The sequence below is a fragment of the Microvirga sp. P4_G7 genome, from assembly GCF_056401005.1.
In genome coordinates, this window is record NZ_JBFUKD010000187.1 from 1 (window position 1) to 6,043 (window position 6,043).

A 6,043-nucleotide genomic window follows, 5' to 3' on the forward strand; every position below is an offset into this window, starting at 1 on the left:
TCGCCGGCCCGGGGACCTACGCGTTGTTCCCGACCACCGGTTCGGCGATTCTCACCGGCGATTTCAACATGAAGCCCGATGATCCGGTCAAAAAGCGGATCTCGGACCCCATCGCGGACGACATGCCGCGGCTTGTCGATGCGTGGGAAGCGTCGCATCCGGGCGAACCGCATCCCGCATCCYTTTGCATCTACGAGCAATCCAGCGGGCCGCCCCATTGCTGCGACTTTCTGTTCGTCACCGAAGATCTGGCACGGAGGGTTCGCCGCGTTTTCTACGATCAGAGCCGCCAATCGTCCGACCATCAGCCCGTTCTGCTGGAACTCGCCCTTTGAGGTCAGCGCCGGCTGGCGAGTTGACGGCTGCCGAAAACCGCTGTTTGCATCGGATCGCGCCGTTCGGCACGGCGTTCGTGCAGGAAACAGGTTTCGGCCATGAAGCTCGCCAATCTGGAGACCTTCGTCCATCTGGCGCGCCTGCGTCATTTCGGACGCACGGCCGCGTTCCTCAACACGACGCAACCGGCGGTGTCCTCGCGCATCGCCGCTCTCGAGCGGGAACTCGGCGTCCAGCTCGTCGTCCGCGAAGGCAGGGCGTTTCACCTGACGCCGGCCGGGCACGAGGCGCTGCGCGTCATCGAAACGATGCTCGGCGATTTCGACAAGCTGAAGCTGGGTTTCACCGATCCTGAGAACATCGCGCTGACGCTGCGCATCGGCGCCATCGACGCCATCGTCCAGACGTGGCTGCCGCGTCTCTACGATCGCCTGCGCCAGACCTATCCCGGCGTGCAGATCGAGATCGTGACGGATTCGACGGTCAACCTGCTCAACCACATGAAGAGCGGCGAATTGGACATCACCTTCTGCCTCGATCCGCTCCTGGAGGAAGGCTACCGCAGCTTCGTGGTGTGCACCTACGCCATGTCCTGGGTCGGCAGTCCCAAAATGGTGGAGAAGGATCGCATCTATACGGTGGCGGAATTGGGCGCGATGCCGCTGATCACCTTTCAGCGCGGCTCGCCGCCCTACCGTATGATCGCACCCTACTTTCAGGACGAGAGCGTGCTCGCCGGGCAATTGTCGAACTCGAATTCTCTCCCGACCATGATCCGCCTCGCCATGGACGGGTTCGGCGTCGCCGCGGTGCCGACCATCGTCGTACAGCGCGAATTGGCGCTGGGGGATCTGGTCTCGGTCAGGGTCAACAAGCCTTTCCCGCCGCTCGCCTTCGTCACGAGCTACCACCCCGTCCCCGGCTCGCTTCTGACCGAGAGGGTCGCCGAACTGGCGCGTCAGACGGCGGCGGCGTTCTGCGCCGAGATCGATCCTGGGCTGGCCTGGGTCGACACGGGCGTTCGATAAAAAAATTCTATCGTTTCGATAGAGAACGATAATTGGACAGCTAAGGTTCCACCTGCGACGTTTTCCGTTCAGAGGCCGCCAATGGGCGGAAAATACGGGAAATATCATGACAAAGCGCCGTCTTTACCTAAAGTTCGTCGAGAAGAATGTTCAGGGCACGATCGAGCTCTATTGGGAGAATGCTCCCGTGACTGCTCAGACGATTTGGGATGCACTTGAAAAGCCGGTGCAGATGCCTGCGGGCCACGCCATGTTCGCCGGCCCTGAAATCATGACCGGCCTTCCCGCCGAGGCGCAGACCTTCGATCCGCTGTCGATCCCGGCCGAGAACCAGACCTGCTTCCCGGTCGCTGGCGAGCTCTTGTGGTTCTACCAGGCCAAGAACCTGATGAAGGGCATGACCGACGAGTTTTGGGAGATCGGCATGTTCTACGACAACGGCGGCCGCATTTTCGGACCCATCGGCTGGACCCCCTGCAACATTTTCGGGCGCATGACGGACGGTCTCGAACAGATCGCCGAGGCGTGCCGCTCCATCCGCATCGAGGGCATCAAGACCGTCGAAATCGGACGCCTCGACTAAGTCACGTCTCCACCGGCAGCACACACCAGAGGGCTCAAACAAAATGGTTGCTAAAGTATCTCAAATCGCCGCGGCGCTTGCGCTTGCAAGCGCCCTTGCGTCGCCCGCCTTCGCCAAGGACAAGCTCGTCATCAACTCGTATGGCGGCGCTTACGAGCAGATTCACCGCAAGCTCGTCATCGAGCCGTTCCAGAAGAAATACGATGTCGACGTGCAGGTCATCACGGCCTATTCGGCCGATGCGTTGGCCCAGTTGCGCGCGCAGAAGGCGGCGCCGCAATACGACGTGATCCACTTCTCCGGCGGACAGGAAGTCGTCGCCGCCCGTGAAGGTCTCATCGCGCCGGTGAAGGCCGAAGAGCTTCCGACGGCGAAGGAGCTGTATCCGTTCGCGACCGAGGGTCTCGCCCGCGGCGAGGGTCCGGTTCACGCCGTCGCGGCTATCGGCCTTCTCTACAACAAGGACAAGGCGCCGAAGAAGCCGACCCGCTGGGCCGACCTCTGGGATCCGGCATACAAGGATCACGTCGTCCTGACCGATCTGTCGAACAGCTACGGCCTTCTCGGCTTTCTCATGCTGAACAAGGTGAAGGGCGGCGACATCAAGAATCCCGATCCCGGCTTCGAGGCGGTGAAGGGTCTTCTGGACAGCGCCGTCGTGGTCTCCACCTCGCCGGAAATGCAGCAGAACTTTGCGCAGAACGACGCCTGGGTCGCGCCCTACGCGCAGGATTATGCCTACACCCTGCGCAAGGCCGGTCTGCCGATCGAGTTCGTTCAGGGAGCCGAGGGAACGCCTGCGGTCTACCTGACGGCCAACCTCGTCGCCAACCGTCCGAACCAGGACCTCGCCAAGAAGTTCATCGACTTCTCGTTGTCGGCTGAAGTGCAGGAAGGCTGGGCGCGCGAGTTGCGTTACTCGCCCACCAACAAGGCGACCAAGCTCGACGACGCGCTCGCCAAGGAAGTCGTCTATGGTGAGCAGGCCGTGTCCGGTCTCATGCGCTTCAACCCGGTCGATGTGGACGCCAACCGCGCGTCGCTCATCGAGCGTTGGAAGAAGCTGATCGCTCGTTGATCTGAAAGGCCGGGGCTCCCTCATGCGCGATCGCATCGAAGATCTTGCCCTCGCGGGCCCCGGCCTCTTCCTTCTCGCGCTCGCGTTCCTTCTCCCGATTGCGGAGATGCTGCGCCTCAGTGTGGTGGGTGCCGACGGTGGATTGACCGTCGAGCACTTCACCCGGTTCCTGACCGACGCCTATTATCTCGGCGTCGTGTGGCGAACGATCTACCTGTCCGTCGTCATCACGCTCATTTGCGCCGTGATCGGTTTCCCGCTCGCCTACGTCATGGCGCGCGTGTCGCCCGCCTTGCGGCTGTGGCTGATCGTGCTGATCATCCTGCCGCTGATGACGAGCGTGGTCGTGCGCACCTTCGGGTGGATGGTGCTGCTCGGACGCGGTGGTCTCGTGCCGTTCACGCTCTGGAAGCTCGGCTTCGTCAACCGCAACTTCACCTTGATGCAGACCGAAGCCGCCATCGTCATCGGCATGGTGCAGGTGCTGCTGCCGTTCACGACCTTGTCCATCCTGGGCGTCGTCATGAAGATCGACCGCCGTCTCGAGGAAGCCTCCCGCACCATGGGCGCCGGATTTCTCGCGACCTTGCGGGTCGTCGTGCTGCCGCTGACGATGCCGGGGATTCTCGCCGGCTCGCTGCTCGCCTTCACCCTGTCCGTCAGCTCCTTCGTCACGCCCTCGCTTCTCGGTGGCGTGCGCCTGCCCGTCATCGCCGGATCGATCTACGAATCCGCGACAAAGACGCTCGAATGGAATTTCGCCGCCGCGCAATCGGTCATTCTTCTCGTCGGCGTGCTGCTGGCGTTGACGCCGTACATCAAACTCTCGGGGCGTCGTCATGGTTAAGGGCGTTCCAGGTTATCTGCGCATTCTCACTTGGGTGTTCGTCGCMGCCACGCTGGTTTTCATTCTCGCGCCGCTGATCGTCGTCGCCGGCGTTTCGGTGTCGGAGAGCCAGTTCATCGCGTTTCCGCCGACCGGCTTCAGCCTGCGCTGGTTCCAGGCGATCTTCGCTTCGCCGGCTTACGTGAACGCCCTCGGCACCAGCCTGAAGCTGGCCGTTCTCGTCACCATCACGGCGACGATCATCGGCGCCGGCGCCGCCATCGCCATTCATCGCGGCCGCTTGCCCGGCTCCGGCGTGCTGGCCGGCCTCTTTCTGTCGCCGCTCATCCTGCCGTCGATCATTTTCGCCATCGGGCTCCTCATGCTGTGGAGCGCGACCTTCGGCCCGGTCTCGTTCTCGGCGCTGTGGATCGGCCACACGGTGATCGCGCTGCCCTACGTGATCCGCACGACGCTCGCGGTGATGGCGGATTCCGATCCGTTTCTCGAAGAGGCGGCGCGCACCATGGGCGCCGGGCGCTGGCAGCGCATTCGCCACGTGGTGTTGCCGCAATGTGCGCCGGGCCTCGCGGCGGGCGCGTTCTTCGCCTTCAACATTTCTTTCGACGAGGCCGTGATCGCGCTATTCCTGCGCACGCCGGATCTCGTGACCCTTCCGATCCAGATCTACAATCAGCTCGAATTCAGCCCCGACCCGACGGTCGCGGCGGTGTCGACGCTGATGATGGGTCTGACGATCCTGCTGATCGCGGTCATCGACCGGCTTCTCGGCATCCAACGCTTCGTCGGGACCTGAAATGGCAAAGCTCGAACTCATCGATATCGTCAAATCGTTCGGCGCGACCAACGTGCTGCACGGCATTTCACTCACCATCGACAGCGGCGAATTCGTCAGCCTGCTCGGCCCGAGCGGATGCGGAAAGACGACGCTCCTGCGCATCATCGCCGGGCTGGAGGGCGTGACGCGCGGCTCCGTGCGCATCGGCGGCACGGACGTGACCGCAGCGCCGCCCGAAGAGCGCGACATCGCCATGATGTTCCAGTCCTATGCGCTGCTGCCGCATATGAGCGTGCGCGACAACATTCGCTTTCCGTTGCGCATGCGCAAACGCGGCACGCGCGCGCAACAGGACGAGCGCGTGCAGGCGGCGCTGGAAACCGTCCAGCTCGCCCACCTCGCCGAGCGGATGCCGCGTCAGCTCTCAGGCGGGCAGCAACAACGCGTGGCGCTGGCGCGCGCCATCGTGTCGGATCCAAAGATCCTTCTCCTCGACGAGCCGCTTTCCAACCTGGATGCGCGCCTGCGCGAGGACATGCAGGTCGAATTGATCGAGCTGCACCGTCGGCTCGGCCTGACGACCGTGTTCGTCACGCACGATCAGGAAGAGGCGCTCGCGATCGCCGACAGACTCGTGGTCATGAACCAGGGCAGCATCGTCCAAGTCGGGACGCCGCGTGAACTCTATGAAGAACCGCGAACCGCTTTCGTTGCCGATTTCATGGGCCGATCGAACTTCTTCGAGGGCCAGGTTTCATCGCCCGGCACTTTCCAGACGCGTTCCGGGCTGATTTTGCATTTCAGCGCAACTGCGCCGACCGGCCGCGCGATCTTTGCCATGCGTCCCGACCGGATAGGATTGCTCCGCGAGAACGAGGCGGCGACGTCTGTCAACATCGTTCCCGGAACGGCTCGCGCGGTTACCTTCCTTGGTCCTATCACCGAAGTCGTCGTCGACTTACCGACCGGCGAGACCGTCATCGTACATGGGCCGACAGCGTCCGACACAATTGCACCCGTCAAAGCGGGTGAATCCATCCGGCTTACATGGCCGGCAGAGGCAAGTCAGGTGCTCGACGCATCCGATTGGCCGACAAGAACGGGAACGCACGGGAACAACGCGGAGGACCATCGATGACATCCAAACACGACACGATATCGAGACGACTTTTCCTAACCGGTACGGGAGCGGCTCTCGGCGCCACGACGCTTGGCTTTCGCCCAGCATTGGCGCAAGGCAAATCCTGTATCGTCGGCACCTGGGGCGGCGATTATCTCAATCTGCTCGAAGCGAATATCGTCAAACCCCTTCTGGCGCCAAAAGGCATTGCGGTGCAATGGGACGTGGCAGGCCAAGGGCCGCGCAAGAACAAGTTGGTGGCGGAGCGTCGCC

The 6,043-nt window shown here is 62.7% G+C and carries 7 protein-coding genes and 1 pseudogene; all 8 read left to right on the forward strand.

The annotated features are described in order from the left end of the window. Positions 1-335, forward strand: a 335-nt coding sequence (locus AC1DT3_RS10250) for an endonuclease/exonuclease/phosphatase family protein (protein ID WP_477465152.1), incomplete at its 5' end; no start/stop codon positions are given. Between the two features lie 99 nt (positions 336-434). Then, the gene (locus AC1DT3_RS10255) at positions 435-1,364 is read left to right on the forward strand and encodes a LysR family transcriptional regulator (RefSeq protein ID WP_477465153.1); all 930 of its coding nucleotides are present in this window, start codon (positions 435-437) and stop codon (positions 1,362-1,364) included. 106 nt (positions 1,365-1,470) lie between these two features. Then, on the forward strand, positions 1,471-1,947 hold the full coding sequence (locus AC1DT3_RS10260; RefSeq protein ID WP_477465154.1) for a DUF3830 family protein: 477 nt from the start codon (positions 1,471-1,473) through the stop codon (positions 1,945-1,947). A gap of 43 nt (positions 1,948-1,990) precedes the next feature. Then, on the forward strand, positions 1,991-3,025 hold the full coding sequence (locus AC1DT3_RS10265) for an ABC transporter substrate-binding protein (RefSeq protein WP_477465155.1): 1,035 nt from the start codon (positions 1,991-1,993) through the stop codon (positions 3,023-3,025). A 22-nt stretch (positions 3,026-3,047) separates the two neighbouring features. Next, positions 3,048-3,872: an ABC transporter permease gene (locus AC1DT3_RS10270; protein ID WP_477465156.1), complete on the forward strand. Its 825-nt coding sequence runs from the start codon at positions 3,048-3,050 to the stop codon at positions 3,870-3,872. Further along, positions 3,865-4,668, forward strand: coding sequence for an ABC transporter permease (locus tag AC1DT3_RS10275; RefSeq protein ID WP_477465157.1), 804 nt, complete (start codon positions 3,865-3,867; stop codon positions 4,666-4,668). The genes AC1DT3_RS10270 and AC1DT3_RS10275 overlap by 8 nt, the downstream gene beginning before the upstream one ends. A gap of 1 nt (position 4,669) precedes the next feature. Next, on the forward strand, positions 4,670-5,788 hold the full coding sequence (locus AC1DT3_RS10280; RefSeq protein WP_477465158.1) for an ABC transporter ATP-binding protein: 1,119 nt from the start codon (positions 4,670-4,672) through the stop codon (positions 5,786-5,788). Next, positions 5,785-6,043: pseudogene (locus AC1DT3_RS10285) on the forward strand (ABC transporter substrate-binding protein); the annotation flags it as partial. The gene AC1DT3_RS10280 and the pseudogene AC1DT3_RS10285, both read left to right, overlap by 4 nt.

Coding starts and splice junctions, on each gene's coding strand:
- AC1DT3_RS10255 (WP_477465153.1), top strand. CDS start 435: ATGAAGCTCGCCAATCTGGAGACCTTCGTCCATCTGGCGCGCCTGCGT.
- AC1DT3_RS10260 (WP_477465154.1), top strand. CDS start 1,471: ATGACAAAGCGCCGTCTTTACCTAAAGTTCGTCGAGAAGAATGTTCAG.
- AC1DT3_RS10265 (WP_477465155.1), top strand. CDS start 1,991: ATGGTTGCTAAAGTATCTCAAATCGCCGCGGCGCTTGCGCTTGCAAGC.
- AC1DT3_RS10270 (WP_477465156.1), top strand. CDS start 3,048: ATGCGCGATCGCATCGAAGATCTTGCCCTCGCGGGCCCCGGCCTCTTC.
- AC1DT3_RS10280 (WP_477465158.1), top strand. CDS start 4,670: ATGGCAAAGCTCGAACTCATCGATATCGTCAAATCGTTCGGCGCGACC.